We start from the raw sequence: 13,614 nt of genomic DNA, 5'->3' as shown, positions 1-13,614 counted from the left end.
TGCCTTTTTTCGTTTAATTGAAATAGGAATTCAACGTATGTCTTTTAAAGGTAAAATATACGCATTATTTGGGTTTATTATTGCTCTTGCAGTATCAACGTCATATTTAAGCGTGAATTATTATATTAGTCAGTATATTAACGATAACAGCATTAACAATATAAACCATCAGCTTAATTTGGTGCGTGATAAGCTTTCTGGTGATATTAAAAATAAAGTCTTACTCGCTGAAAATATAGATACAAGTTCATCAGGGTTAGCAGAGTTACAGGAACAGTCTGGCTTCTATCGCATCAATAAAATCATTCAAGGGATGGTTTTTACTGATACTGGCACGGTGACTGATCCCACGATTACTGAACCATTAGTGTCTATGGTGAAGGCTGCGGGTGATAAGGTAACCGTTAGTGATATCTTTACTGATCAAGGCAAGACTGTGATTACAGTGACCAAGCCGGGAGCCAATGGACGAGGTGATATTTTCTTTATTGATCTGGGTGATATTCAAACCTTGCTAGAAAATTCGACATCTAAAGGTAGCTATCTTGAGTTAACCGATCAGACTGGTACATCATTATTCAGTAATAAAGTGTCAGGTGATTTAATTAAAGCGGAATACCCCGTGGCGGTGGGTGATAAGACTTGGTTGTTAACGGGTTATATTGATAAAGCCTTTATCGAGCAGGATACGAGTGTGCTTAACAATGCGATTACTTTGGCATTGGTTATCGCTGGCGTGGTGATCATTATCATTAGTATTGTGTTGGTGAATATAGCTTATCGCCCTATAACTGGGCTTCGTGACGTTGTCACTGATTTGGCGGGGGGAGAAGGGGATCTTACCAACCGATTAGATGTGTATAGCAAAGATGAACTTGGTCAGATAGCAGGGGCGATAAATCAATTTACGGCAAGCTTACAGAAGCTCATGCTAGGTGTATCAGATTCGACCAAAATATTGGGTGATGGAGTAGGGCAAATTTCTGCACATGCAGAACATAACCAATCTTTAATGGCGACGCATGTCGCTGAGACCGAACAAGCCGTCGCGGCGATTACAGAAATGAGTGCAACGGCCGATTCTGTCGCTCAAAGTGCTTTATCAGCAGCACAGTTAACAGAACAATCAACGCAGCAGGCTGAACAATGCAAAACGTTAGTTGGGCAGTCAGTACAGAGTGTCGAAGCTTTAGTGAATGAAGTTGAGCATATGTCTGGCTCTATCCATACCTTAAATCTAGATATTGGTAAAATTAGCAGTGTGTTAGGGGTAATAGGTAGCATCGCTGAACAGACCAATTTACTGGCGTTAAATGCTGCGATTGAAGCCGCGAGGGCGGGTGAGCAAGGCAGAGGTTTTGCGGTTGTTGCCGATGAAGTGCGAGCATTAGCCGATCAAACCCAAAAAAGCACTAAAGAAATTAATGAGATGCTAACGAAGCTGCAGTCAGGCACGAGTTCTGTTGTATCGGCAATGGAAAAAACGAAGCAAGGTTGCCAAGCCTCTGCCGCCGCGACAGCACAAAGCACTGTATCGTTAGATGCCATGACCGTATCGATTGCTGATATCAACTCGCTTAATACCCAAATAGCTACTGCTGCTGAAGAGCAAAGTGTCGTGACAAACGAGATTTCTCGTAATATGGAAGCGATTCAAACCATGATTGCAGAACTAGATGAAAGCGGTAAAGCAACACGCTTGAGTACAGCTCAACTAGCGGAAACGAAAGCGCAATTAGTCGAGGTTGTTGAGCACTTTAAGCTGGCGTAATGTGTGAATTCTCGCTGAAACGAGCAGCTTGAGGTAACTTGGGTATAAGTATTAGAACATCCACTTATTTATTAAACATAGAAAGAAACCAGCTCACTCTTACTGAATTGTAGGAGTAGGGCTGGTTTTTATTTGTTTTGTAACTCGATATTAAGCCGATTTACACCGTAAATTTTGCCATTTCGTTATTTAAATCGACCACTTTATGTTTGATTTCTTGTGATGTGGTATTTGCGTCGTCACAATTATTGGAGACGTCATTAGCAGAATCTGATAGCTGATGAACGATATCTGCCAATGATTGTGAAACCGAAGATTGTTGTTCGGTAGCCACAGCAACATCACTGACTTTTTGCGAAACATCCTGCATTTGATTAATGGTTTCAAGCAGCATATTACTGGCTGTGGACGTTTGCTGCGCGCCTGTTTGTACTAACCTTTGACTCTCGCCAATAACCTTAACTACTTGTACGGTTGAGCTTTGAATTGCTTCAACAATGCTATTAATTTCTGTGGTCGAGTCTGTTGTACGTTGTGCCAATAATCGAACCTCATCGGCAACAACGGCAAAACCTCTGCCTTGCTCGCCAGCTCTTGCGGCTTCGATTGCTGCATTTAATGCTAACAGATTCGTTTGCTGTGCAAGGCTTTCTATTACCTCGGTCACTCGCTCTATACGGTTACTTTCTTCACTTAAACTGTGCACCATGCCACTGGCACTTTCAATTAATTGATGAAGTTCTTCGGCGGTTAGCTTATTTTGAGTGAGTGCTTGCTCACCACTGGTTAAGTATTTTGTCGACGTCTGCACGCTTGCAGAGACATCTTGTGTGTTTTGAGCCGTTTCATTTGTTGTGACAGAAAGCTCTTCAATGGCTGTTGCCATAGATCCCACTTTATTTGCTTGATTCTGTGTTTCATTGGCTGTTTTAGCATTAATATTAAGTAAACTCGCCATGCTTGAATCAACGTCATCGGCTTTGTTTGAAACGCCTTGGACTAAAGAAGAGAGCGACTCTGTCATACGGTTTACTGTAACCATTAATGTTGCCAGTTCATCTGAACCACTATTTTTCAGTGGGCGGCCTGAAAAGTCACCGAGGGAAATATCTTCTGCACGTTTAGCAATAATACTTAGCCGTAAGCCAATATTACGGCCTAACCATGTCGCAATAATAAAGGCGCTCAAGCTTGCAATAATGGCGGTAACCACAAGCATCCATATAACATTGGCAACACTCGTATTGATGGCGAAGCCGCTTGCCTGTGCGATTGTTTGTTGGTTTTGTACTATTTTCTCGAGTGATAATTCAAGTTGGGTGGCGATTGGAATGACGTTATTGGTCATCATGAAGTTCGCTTTGTTCCAATCTGGTGCTTGGCGCAATGCGATAACTTGATCTGCTAATGGGAGGTACATTTTCTGCATCTCTTCAAATAGTCGCCACAAATTCACATCACTTTCACTTAAGCGGTCGATTTTAGCGTTTATTTCAGCGACTGATTTTTTATGACTGATAATTAAATCATTGTATTTGTCTGAGTACTCTTGCTCGCCATACAATAAAAAATCACGCAGTACACTAAGGCTGTTCGCTAGCGAATTATAGCTATCGGCATAGACTTTAATTAAGCGCTTTCTATCACCGCCAAAAGGATTATTTTCTTCTTCATTTAACAAGCCTTGAAGTTGGTCAAGCGCGACTTCTGCAATAGGTGCCGCTTCATTTAATAACAAGGTGTGAGCGGGGAGATTATCTTCAGTATGACTGATGCGCATTATCTCGCTTTGTGCATTGACTAGGCTTTTCCACTGTAGGTCTATTTGGTCATAATTTTCTGAGGTTAAATGTGCTTGTAGTGTTGGTAATAATACGTCAACCGAAGCAATTGTTTTTGCGAGTTCGCTTTGTAATTCAGCCGCGGTATTTTTATTTGCGCCAAGTAACATATAAGCCCGAACCGATGACATCGAAGCTTGTACCGATTGCTGTAGAGAGCGACTAGCATCGACTGTGGGCAAGTCAACGTTTAGCAAGGAGTTGGCATTGGTTTCTACTTGGGATACCAACTTATACAGTGCGACAGAAGAGAATAAAAAGAGGGTTGTAACCAACAAAAAGCTCAGTCTGAGTTTTCGTGCAATCGATAATTTCATAACATCGTAAATCCATTTACAGTAAAGTCATGGTTAATATAATGTTAAATTAGTCAATTAGGAATGACCGTTTTATCAAATACGATCTAAATGGCATATAGTTCTAAACGAGTGCGTATAAAAAGTTTTTGCTGCTTTATAGACCAAATCAGTTGATTGGATGGCCCGGTTAAGTGAATCATGACAACTATAGATGCGGTTATTTATTGCTCACATTTAGGTCTGCGGACGTAGAATGCTTGGCTCATATGTATGATTTATATTGCGTGATTGGTAAAAGGCACAATTCAGGACTAGCCTCATCTTTATTAAACAATCACAGGTATGCTTGTGATGCTTAACTAACGATATGAGCCAACATAGGATATGTGATGAGTGAGAAAGTATACCGATTTAATACTCCGCAACGACTCTTCGTGGGTTATACACTGGCTGTTTTGGTCGATCTGACTGTCCTTAATTTCTATGATGAGTACTGGGAGTTCGTCAATATAGACTCTTTTACTATTTCGTTTGCCGCAGCATTATTATTGCAGTTGTTACTTAAGTTATCGCTTGCCGCCGAACATAAGCTAGCAAATTATTTCAAACAAAAACCAGGAACAGCCGCAAAGTTTTATCGTGGTATCAGCACATATATCATCCTAGTGGGTTCAAAGTTCATCATGCTTGAAGCCATTAATATTTTGTTTGGCGATAAAGTGCAATTTACGGGGCCACTGCATGGTGTCGTGGCGTTTTTTGCGGTTGTGTTCACCATCTTAATCAGTGAAATCGTTGTCTCTAAAATCTATTTCGCGCTGGATAATGGTAAAGAGTAATGGTCACCTTTGTTTCCAACCTTTGTCCCCAATAAAAAAGCAGCGAGATTAGCCGCTGCTTTTATTTTATATACTTGTTAGTGTTGTTGTGACAGCTGGTATTAATGGCTTAATTAAACTTTAAGCCCTTTCATTAATCCCTCAAGAACATCTGCTTGATGATTCAGACGCTGTATTTCGCTGGTTGATTGAGTAACCATATCAGCCACGCGTTGCGACTGTTCACGTACTTGTTCAACGTCTGATGCGATATTATCTGCAACTGCACCTTGCTCTTCTGCTGCGGCTGCAATTTCAATACTACGATCTGCAATATATTGGTTTTGCTCAGAGATATGACTAATATCTTTACTGACTGACCCCATCATTTTTTCGCTTGATTCAGCATTATTAACGGTAAGTTGCATTACTTTCATCAAGCCCTGACTATTGGTTTGTAGTGCCTCGATCATTGTCTTGATTTCAACCGTTGCGGTTTGAGTTCTACCTGCAAGGGTACGTACTTCATCAGCAACAACAGCAAATCCACGGCCTTGTTCGCCGGCACGTGCAGCTTCGATGGCAGCATTCAATGCAAGTAGGTTTGTTTGCTCTGAAATAGCATTAATTGTTGTTACAACGTCATCAATTTTGGCGGCGTTACTATCGAGTTCGGCAACGGCTTCTGCGGCAGAATTTATCTCTGTCCCTAATTGATTTATAGATTTAAGCGTTTGATTTACCTGAGCCAAGCCCTTGGTTGTTGTTTCTGTCGCTTGGCTAGTTTGGCTAGATGTATCTTGCGCATGACTTGCTACTTCGCGAATTGAACCTGCCATTTGTTCTGTTGCACTGGCGAGAGAGTCGATTCTATCTTGTTGTTCGTTCGTTAATTGCTCATTTTCAGTGCTTCGTTGGCGCAGTTCTGAGCTAATTTGTTGAATTAAAGCAATGGCTTCTTGTGTTGCTTTCACTAATTGTTGCTCTCGATCTGATACGCGATCGATTGTTTGTGCAATAAGATTAAAATCGTTTCGTGCTGGAGCATACGCAATACGTGAGACTAAATCGCCATCAGCAAGACGTTGAACAGCATTATAGATATTATAAAGAGCCCCACCCATGAAAGTCATGATGTAGTAAAGGCACATAATAATGAAAAGGCATGAAGCGAAAATAATGCTTATGTGGCTGAATGCCAATGATGAGATTAAGCTCGGCTGCTCTTTTATCGCGAGGCTGTAAGAGGTGTTGGGCACTGAAACAGTATCGACGCCATAGCCACCAACCTGGATATTACTGCCAGTCAGAATACGATCAACGTCATTTTCTGTCAGATTTGATTGGGCGATTAAGTTTGCAACAGTACCCATGTTTTGTTCTAGCAATTGTTTTTGCTGGCTATCTGATGCATTTATTAATGTCAAGCTGACAATGATTATTGCTAGAACAGGCGTGAAGAAGAGGATTAAAAAATTCTCTTTAAGAGTGACATTGACTAAATATTTATCAATCCAACGGAATGCAATTTCTTTCATTGTATTTATTCTCTAAGTACAGCTATGAATAGTCAGGGTTTTAAACTGCTCATATTATGTATGTAAACAATGTTCGAGTTCTGTTGAATTAAGTGATCACAATCACGAATGTAATGATAAAAGTCATTCAGCCACTCCGTCCTTCCAGAGAATCAATTGAAAACGAGAGCTTGGTGTTCAAGTAATGACCTCTATTTAATTATCCAGCGGTTCAAGGCGTCGTGATCAATATTGATTCTTATCCAGCATAGGCGGCTTCAATTTTACGGTAACTCAACCTGAAAAAGAGATAGTTCTGACTCATTGAAGGATGATATCTGCTGGAAAATTGAAGCCAAAATTTGATGGCGATTGTACTGGAAGTAGAGAGTGGTGACGGAGATCATAACTTATTGATCCTACTTGATATATTACCAAAATTTGATACACGTGTGGCAGTTTTAAACCTACTGAATGATATAGTCCTCGAAAAATACCCATTCATAACAAAAGGTTATGACAATTCTATCAATAATTTCAAACATCCAGTGAACGTAGCTTTCCGCAGTTCTTACCCTGTTAGTCGTATAAATAAACTGATGATGCCTAACTAATAAGGCACACAATCTACACAATTAAGCCCACATATTTGGAGTGAAACATGCAAGACCATAATTCAAGATTCCCTACGATTTCTAAGATTCTTATCTTACGGCAACTTCTTTGGGGGGCAGCCTTCTACGGTACATATGTACTTTTAACTAAATTCTTTTTAAATGACTTAAATTACAGTGAAGCAGACACCATTATGATGATGGGTGCCTTCGGTGCGGTTGGTCCGGTCTTCTCGGCAGTTGGTGGGTTTGTTGCCGACAAATATATTGGTGCTTTTCGCGCTGTCTATATTGGCTACACAGCGTATTTAGCTGGATTTGTATTACTAGGGGTTGGTGCTAGCGATCTCAATGTACCTTTAAGTATCTTTGCGATTGCATTAATCGGTTATGCACGCGGCTTGTCAGCTACTTGCCCTACCGTTCTTTTGGGGAACTCCTATTCAGAGACCAATCGAGATGCATTCCAACAGGGTCTGACGGTAAACTATTCAATCAACAATCTTGGTTCTTTTTCTGCTAAGTATCTATTTCCTTTCTTGATTGCTTACCTTGCGTATCAGGGGGTTTTCTTTATCTCTGGGCTGCTCATGGCTTGCATCTTGGTCTTATTTTTCAAGTTCCGTAAAGATCTCGAGAGTGTGGGTAACGATTTAGATAAAACGCCACTGCCATTCATGACATGGGCACTCTTTTTTGTAGGTTCAATTGCGACTTTAGGTTTGGTATTTTGGATTTTCTCAAATCTAGATATGGGGAAATACATTCTTTACTCGCTAGGCTTTGGTGCTATTGGCTACTTCATTTATGAAATCACTAAAGCAACTCGTGCTTATCAATTCAAAATGGTCGCGGTACTGATCACTGTTTGTATTCTAATCGTGTTCTATTTTTTCTACGGCCAAATGTTCACATCAATGAACATGTACGCTATTAACCTGATGGGTGACAAGCTACTTGGTTTTATTCCAATTTATCCTGAATCCAATATGGCATTCAACCCACTATGGTGTTTTGTTCTGGGTGGGCCAATGATTCAGGTATACGCTTGGTTAGATCGTAAAGGCTATTCTCCGACTATTCCAACTAAGATCGCTGGCGCATTTGTACTAAGTGCTATCGCGTTTACGTTATTGGGTCTATCTTCAGAAAATATGGGGCCTGATGGTAAAATATCAGCAGACTGGATTCTATTGGTACACTTTTTCCAATCTGGAGCTGAGTTGATTGTAGGCGCATTAGGTGCTGGCTTTATCTTCGAGATGGTACCTCGCTATTTAGCCGCGTTCTCTATTGGTTTACGTGCTGTGGCGATTTCACTAAGTGGTATTTTGGCTGCGGTAATTGCAACTAAAATTGCATTGCCTAAAGACATTGTATTTACGCCAGAAGTGGTTGAAGCGGTCTATACGGGTTACTTCTATATGCTAGCCCAGATTGCCGCATTTATGTCTGTCTTGACCTTCGCTTTGTCACGCGTGATTCAGAAGTTAATTTTACGCGGAGAAGCGCTTGAAGCAGAAGAAAAGGAAGCCGCTCTGTCACATTAAGTGATGTTAGTCGCGAATGTAATGATGAAGCTTATTCAGTAATCAAATAATCGTTCTTCATAGGTTTTGTATCATTTCGTGGTAATACGAATTAGAATCATTATCTAAAATTTCAAGGTGTGTGACTTATGAAGACGATTGCTATTTTTGGTGCGAATCGAGGTTTAGGCTTAGCAATGGTTAAGCATTATGTTCAGCAAAACTATTCAGTGATTGCGATGGTACGGAACCCTGAAAAGGCAATCGAGCTGGCTGAATTGAACGTCAAAATTATTCAATGTGATGCTGTTAATCAAACGGATGTTCAACATGCAGTGAGCTGCTTGCCAAAAGATACTATTGTGATTTCGGGAATGGGGAGCTTTCAAGCTCAACAATCTGTCGACTATATCGGTCACCGTTATTTGATTGATGCGCTTGAAGAACAAGAAATACAACGTTTCTTAATGGTGACGTCGTTAGGGTGTGGTGATTCATGGCCGATGCTTTCTGATCGTGCAAAAGCTGTATTTGGTGCTGCTGTGCGTGAAAAAAGCTTGGCGGAATCTTGGCTACAAACCAGCCAACTGGCTTACACAATTGTAAGGCCTGGAGGTTTAAAAGACGGCGAATCAACAGGAAATGCTGAAATTTACCAGAATGAAGAAGTGCATGGTTTGATTAATCGAAGTGACGTTGCTGTGATAACAGAAAGGTTGCTGAATGATGATGCTTCAATCGGGCAAATTTACGCAAGTGTTGATCCTACATTAAGCTATTAATTAAAACGTGAACATTGTAAAAAAGGAGAGCATAGCTCTCCTTTTTGTTCAATTATTGGAGTGAGATTAATCACCGCCCCCATCACCGTTATCAGAAGAAGCTCCGCGAGCGTATTTTTTATTCCGCTCTTCCAATTCGAGTTGCTCTTCTTCTTTTTGCTTATTGATAACAGCTTCTGCTTCATCATCTTTTGGCGTGAATAAACCTTTAGCCCATTCGAACATATACTGTACCTTTGTTGCTTCGGATCACCGAAACTTTGTTTAAAGTTTAGTCGATATTAACAGCAACATTAGTCGTGCTTTTCTGGCTTGACAACTTTCTGGTCTTTATCGGTTTGGCTAACCACACAATAGGGATTAAGCATAAGCATAAAATTCCCGTCATCCAGAATATGTCAGTTGTTGACATCATATAGGCTTGGCGAGTTAATTCGCCATTCACTGCGGTTAAGTTATTGCCCATTTGATGGATGAACTCCATTGCGCTTTGATTTGCATTGGTAAAACCTTCCGCTAGTCTGGCATGGTGAAATTCCATGCGTTCATCCCACATTGTTGTGACGATAGAAGATGAAAAGCTGCCAAACAAGGTTCTAAAAAATGTTGATAATGCGACGGCATTGGCAATTTGGTCACTGCTAACGCTCGTTACAACAAGGTTCTGTAGTGGCACAAAAAACGCTAAGGTGGCAGCTCCCAGTACGAATTGCGGCATCATAATGTAACTGTATGGTGCATCAAGGCTATAACTGGCTCGCCAAAACCCGACAATAGAAAACATGACAAAGGCATAGCTGAGTATGATCCGCAGGTCGACCTTTTGCACTAGTTTACCAATAATAGGGGCGCTGACTATCGCCAATATACCGATGGGTGCCACGGCATACCCAGACCAAGATGCGGTGTAGCCCATCACACCTTGTAACCAGAGAGGTAGTAAGACGGTTGACCCGAAATACATCATAAAACCTAAGCACATCACAACAACGGCAACGAGGAAGTTACGTTGCTTGAAAAAGCGAAAATTCACTATTGGGTTATCGTGATACCATTCCCAGATAATCATGATCCCCCATGATAAAATGGCAACAAAGGTTAAACCAACAATGAGGTTTGACTGAAACCAATCATTATTTTTACCTAAATCGAGCATCATTTGTAAGCTACCCGCCGCGATAACCAACAAACCAATACCGATATAATCGACGTTCTCACGTTGTGCTTTTGTATCTCGATCTTTAAGCAAAACATAAACCAAAATACTGGCAATAATACCGATGGGTACATTGATAAAAAATATCCATGACCAAGAGTAATTATCAGTCAGTACGCCACCTAGAATAGGGCCCATAATAGGAGCAACCACCACGGTCATCGACCATAAAGCCATTGCCATCCCATGCTTTTCTTTTGGAAAGTTACGCAACAATATGCTTTGCGAAAGTGGGGCAATTGAGCCTGAAACTGCCCCTTGAAGAACGCGGAAGAAGATCAGCGTTTCAATACTGTTAGACATGCCACACAGTATTGAGGTAACAATAAACCCCACAACAGCAAATGTGAATAAACGTACTTCACCAAATCGACGGCTAAGAAAGCCAGTCATCGGCATTGATATCGCATTGGCGGCACCAAACGCGGTAATTACCCATATACCTTGGTCGGTAGATATGCCTAAGTTACCCGCAATGGTGGGTATGGCGACATTGGCAATGGACGTGTCCAAGACCATCATAAAGGTTGCCATCGATGTGGCGAGAGTGATCAATAAGAGGCGAACGCCTTTGACAGGTGTTAAATCATTCATATTAGCACCTCATTACAAGGTGATTTGATGAACAAAGGTGTCAATATGCTGATCAACAGTTTGTAGGTGCTGTTGAGTAATATTGGCAAGGCTGTCATCAGTAGTAAAAACAGAGTAGTCAAAAGGTTCGTCAGTTGCTGATTCAGTATCAACAGTCACTTTCATTGACATACCAATACGCAGAGGGTGTGTTTTGAATTGTACTGGGTCGACGTAGATGCGTACCGGTACACGCTGAATCACTTTGATCCAATTACCTGTCGCATTCTGTGCTGGAATCGCAGAGAACGCACTGCCAGTACCAGCTCCTATACCAGCAACAACGCCTGTGTAAGTGTGTTTGCTACCGTATAAGTCAGAGATTAACGTAACAGGTTGCCCTGCTTGCATATTGGTTAGCTGAGTTTCTTTAAAGTTTGCTTCAATCCATACTTTATTCAGTGGCACTAGCGTCATAAGTGCTTGTCCTGGTTGAATCTGTTGACCAACTTGTACGGCACGCTTGGCAATTATCCCGCTTTTAGGAGCAATAATTGTGCTGTTGACCTGTGCCAAATAGACTTTTCGCAACTGTGAAATAGCTGCTTCAACCTGTGGGTTATTAAGCAGTTTCTCTTTAGGCAGTAATACCTCAGAAGCTTCAAGTTGTTTGTTCAATGCAACAAGATTTTGTGAGCTGATGTTGACTGCGTTTTTAGCATGAGCAAGCACTTCTGGTAATACTGAGCCATCTTTGTCGCCGCCAATTCGGCGGTTGTAATCTTGTTTTGCTTGTTTGTAGGCGATTTTTTCAGCTTGAACTTGCGCTTTTAGTTGGTCGATTTTGATGTAATTGCTTTGAACCTGACGCAAGGTAGCTTTTAGGTTCGCTTCAGCTGACTGTTGTTCTAATGATAATTTATTACGATTCAAAGTGAGTAGTTCACTGCCTTGCTTAACCGCTTGTGTATCATCAACGCTAATCGAGTCTATTGTTCCGGGTTCTTGTGAAGTAATTATTACCTGCTGACCAGCCACATAGGCATCATCTGTTTGTTGTTGTGTGGTAGGCAATAACATGAACCAAATACCTGCTGCTGCCGCAACAATAAGGGTAAAGCTGGTTAGAATAATATTTCGTTTTTTCTTTGATGAGTTAGATAGTGTTTGAGTTGTCATTGTTATTCTCTTTACTCGTTATTGCTTGGTGTTGATGCCAAAACGGATTGTTCTTGCTGGTAATCACCACCAAGTGCCACAATTAACTGCAATTGATTTTGTAAAATAGCGGATTCAGTATTGGTGGCTTTTACTACTTGTTGGTGCCATTGCATACGGGCACTGTTCATATCAGCAAAGCTTGATAAACCACGCTCGTAACGATTATTTAAAATGTCGTATGCTTGCTGGTAATGGGTAACGGAAGATTGTGCGAGTATTTGTTGTTTTTGTGCTTCTTGTAAGCTGACGATGGCATCGGAGGTTTGTTTAACCGCGTTAAGTATCGTTTGATTGTAATTTGTGACCGCTTGGTCAAACTTAATATTGGCTGATGCGTAATTGGCATCGCGCACGCCACCGTCATAAAGCGGTAAGCTCGCCGCGACTGTTGCACCACCTAAGAATAAGCTGGCAGGGTTCATATTTGAGAGCTTTTGAAATACGCCCATTACCATCAAGTTCACGTCTGGATAATATGACGCTTTGGCTTGTTTAATACCTTGCTCGTTCGCTTCCACCATCCATTTGCTGGCAATAATGTCAGGACGACGACCGAGCAAATTCATAGGTATAGTATCGACAGCAGCCAATTGGTTGATTGCTTGGGCATTCGGTAAGGTTAATTGGCCCAATTGATCGGGAGTTTTAGCAAGATACAAAGCGAGTTGGTTTTTTGCTAATTGCTGCTGGGTTTTTGCATCTGATAACTGAGCTGATAAGGTGTCGATATCACCTTGGTTTTGAAACGATTCCGCTTCGCTGGCTAAACCTCGTTTTACTTGCGCGGTAATCACTTTATTTTGATGATTAATTTCGTCTAATAACGTGGTTAAGTTTTGCTCTAAACGATAATTATTCTGTAAAGCAAAGTAACTGCTGGCGATAGATGCAGATATTACTAATCGAGCTTGTGCTTCTTGTGCTTCTAAAGATAGCTTTTGATCACTTGCTGCGGTAATTGTCGCTTCGTTCTTGCCCCAGAAATCAAACTGGTATGAAAAAGAGGGTAGGAGCATGCCCATCGCGGAGTAATCAGCATTAGACATATTGAGCGATTGCGTATTAGCGCCAATACCACCGCCACTTACATTGAGGTTTAGTTTTGGTTTATCACCTGATTTAGCAAGAGCCACTTGTTGAGAGGCCAAATCAATACGCTGTTTGGCTTGTTGTAATGTGAGATTATTTGTAAGCCCTAATTGGATTAGCTGTGTGAGCTGTTGGTCACCAAATTGATTCCACCATTGACGATGAATAACTTGAATATCATGACTTTTTAGTTGAATTTGTTCATTTGTTAACATCGATTGATGTTGCGGTTCTTCAGGGGGAATCATGCTACATCCTGAGAGAACCGATAAGGATAATAATATCGGAATGGATGCATTTTTATGAAAACGGTTCATCGTCTGTCCTAATCTGTTTTATAGGGT

Annotated in this window: 10 protein-coding genes; 4 read left to right on the top strand and 6 right to left on the bottom strand. The window is 41.1% G+C overall.

All coding sequences use genetic code 11. The annotated features are described in order from the left end of the window. Positions 1–37: 37 nt before the first annotated feature. The gene (locus C9J12_RS18925; RefSeq protein WP_107244131.1) at positions 38–1,771 is read left to right on the top strand and encodes a methyl-accepting chemotaxis protein; all 1,734 of its coding nucleotides are present in this window, start codon (positions 38–40) and stop codon (positions 1,769–1,771) included. 160 nt (positions 1,772–1,931) lie between these two features. On the opposite strand, the gene C9J12_RS18920 is transcribed toward C9J12_RS18925, so the two are convergent. Further along, positions 1,932–3,929, bottom strand: a complete 1,998-nt coding sequence (locus C9J12_RS18920; protein ID WP_107244130.1) for a HAMP domain-containing methyl-accepting chemotaxis protein — start codon at positions 3,927–3,929, stop codon at positions 1,932–1,934. Positions 3,930–4,300: 371 nt separating this feature from the next. On the opposite strand from C9J12_RS18920, the gene C9J12_RS18915 reads away from it, so the two are divergent. Next, positions 4,301–4,750 (top strand): hypothetical protein, encoded by a 450-nt coding sequence (locus tag C9J12_RS18915; protein WP_107244129.1) that lies wholly within the window; start codon positions 4,301–4,303, stop codon positions 4,748–4,750. A 113-nt stretch (positions 4,751–4,863) separates the two neighbouring features. Here C9J12_RS18915 and C9J12_RS18910 read toward each other — a convergent pair whose 3' ends face one another. Further along, the gene (locus C9J12_RS18910; RefSeq protein ID WP_107244128.1) at positions 4,864–6,267 is read right to left on the bottom strand and encodes a methyl-accepting chemotaxis protein; all 1,404 of its coding nucleotides are present in this window, start codon (positions 6,265–6,267) and stop codon (positions 4,864–4,866) included. 640 nt (positions 6,268–6,907) lie between these two features. Between C9J12_RS18910 and C9J12_RS18900 the strand changes: the two genes are divergently transcribed. After that, positions 6,908–8,410 carry a peptide MFS transporter gene (locus tag C9J12_RS18900; protein ID WP_107244126.1) on the top strand — a complete coding sequence of 501 codons (1,503 nt, stop codon included), beginning with the start codon at positions 6,908–6,910 and terminating at the stop codon, positions 8,408–8,410. A 128-nt stretch (positions 8,411–8,538) separates the two neighbouring features. Continuing rightward, positions 8,539–9,171: an SDR family oxidoreductase gene (locus tag C9J12_RS18895; RefSeq protein WP_107244125.1), complete on the top strand. Its 633-nt coding sequence runs from the start codon at positions 8,539–8,541 to the stop codon at positions 9,169–9,171. A gap of 66 nt (positions 9,172–9,237) precedes the next feature. On the opposite strand, the gene C9J12_RS30745 is transcribed toward C9J12_RS18895, so the two are convergent. From C9J12_RS30745 to C9J12_RS18880, 4 genes are read right to left on the bottom strand one after another with little or no spacing between them, the layout of a single operon-like run. Next, positions 9,238–9,396 carry a hypothetical protein gene (locus C9J12_RS30745; RefSeq protein ID WP_170111819.1) on the bottom strand — a complete coding sequence of 53 codons (159 nt, stop codon included), beginning with the start codon at positions 9,394–9,396 and terminating at the stop codon, positions 9,238–9,240. A 46-nt stretch (positions 9,397–9,442) separates the two neighbouring features. Further along, a complete protein-coding gene (locus tag C9J12_RS18890) occupies positions 9,443–10,981 on the bottom strand; it encodes a DHA2 family efflux MFS transporter permease subunit (RefSeq protein WP_107244124.1) in 1,539 nt (512 codons plus the stop codon). A gap of 12 nt (positions 10,982–10,993) precedes the next feature. After that, positions 10,994–12,139, bottom strand: coding sequence for an HlyD family secretion protein (locus C9J12_RS18885; protein ID WP_107244123.1), 1,146 nt, complete (start codon positions 12,137–12,139; stop codon positions 10,994–10,996). An 11-nt stretch (positions 12,140–12,150) separates the two neighbouring features. Further along, positions 12,151–13,587 (bottom strand): efflux transporter outer membrane subunit, encoded by a 1,437-nt coding sequence (locus tag C9J12_RS18880; protein ID WP_107244122.1) that lies wholly within the window; start codon positions 13,585–13,587, stop codon positions 12,151–12,153. Positions 13,588–13,614 lie beyond the last annotated feature (27 nt).

Source organism: Photobacterium frigidiphilum (assembly GCF_003025615.1).
Lineage (GTDB): Bacteria > Pseudomonadota > Gammaproteobacteria > Enterobacterales > Vibrionaceae > Photobacterium > Photobacterium frigidiphilum.
Note: the sequence above shows the minus strand (reverse complement) of the source record. Positions and strands in the feature narration are given on the sequence as shown.

What these genes read in the sequence shown, in the direction of transcription:
- C9J12_RS18895 (WP_107244125.1), top strand. Translation starts at nt 8,539, where the DNA reads ATGAAGACGATTGCTATTTTTGGTGCGAATCGAGGTTTAGGCTTAGCA.
- C9J12_RS18890 (WP_107244124.1), bottom strand. Translation starts at nt 10,981, where the DNA reads ATGAATGATTTAACACCTGTCAAAGGCGTTCGCCTCTTATTGATCACT.
- C9J12_RS18920 (WP_107244130.1), bottom strand. Translation starts at nt 3,929, where the DNA reads ATGAAATTATCGATTGCACGAAAACTCAGACTGAGCTTTTTGTTGGTT.
- C9J12_RS18900 (WP_107244126.1), top strand. Translation starts at nt 6,908, where the DNA reads ATGCAAGACCATAATTCAAGATTCCCTACGATTTCTAAGATTCTTATC.
- C9J12_RS18910 (WP_107244128.1), bottom strand. Translation starts at nt 6,267, where the DNA reads ATGAAAGAAATTGCATTCCGTTGGATTGATAAATATTTAGTCAATGTC.
- C9J12_RS18880 (WP_107244122.1), bottom strand. Translation starts at nt 13,587, where the DNA reads ATGAACCGTTTTCATAAAAATGCATCCATTCCGATATTATTATCCTTA.
- C9J12_RS18885 (WP_107244123.1), bottom strand. Translation starts at nt 12,139, where the DNA reads ATGACAACTCAAACACTATCTAACTCATCAAAGAAAAAACGAAATATT.
- C9J12_RS18915 (WP_107244129.1), top strand. Translation starts at nt 4,301, where the DNA reads ATGAGTGAGAAAGTATACCGATTTAATACTCCGCAACGACTCTTCGTG.
- C9J12_RS18925 (WP_107244131.1), top strand. Translation starts at nt 38, where the DNA reads ATGTCTTTTAAAGGTAAAATATACGCATTATTTGGGTTTATTATTGCT.
- C9J12_RS30745 (WP_170111819.1), bottom strand. Translation starts at nt 9,396, where the DNA reads ATGTTCGAATGGGCTAAAGGTTTATTCACGCCAAAAGATGATGAAGCA.